General features: G+C 63.4%; 1 protein-coding gene. It reads left to right on the top strand.

The window, feature by feature from the left end:
- A partial coding sequence (locus AC0L2U_RS34760; protein WP_473603712.1) for a zincin-like metallopeptidase domain-containing protein occupies window positions 1-402 on the top strand: 402 nt, incomplete at both ends.

Here is a 402-nt window from a genome sequence, read left to right on the forward strand (position 1 = left end):
AAAGGCGAGCGCGGCACGACCATCGTTCACGCCGACCGCTTTGTTCCGAAAAACGAAAAGCAACGCGCCAAGGTCGATGGCGACGAACCGCAGGCGGTGCCTTACCTGAAGCGCTTCACCGTCTTCAATGTCGCGCAGTGCGAAAACCTGCCCGAACATCTCCATGCCGCCGCCGATCCGCTGCCGCAGCGCCAGATCATCCCGCAGGCCGAGGCGCTCATTCGCGCAACCGGCGCGGATGTCCGCATCGGCGGCGATCGCGCTTTCTACATGCCGGGCAGCGACTTCATTCAGGTGCCGCCGCAACCGGCCTTCTTTCAACAGATCAACTATTACCGGACCTGCTTTCACGAGCTTGGCCACTGGACTGGCCACCCGACGCGCCTTGCGCGCGACCTCTCC

It is taken from the genome of Mesorhizobium sp. WSM4808 (genome assembly GCF_055811675.1).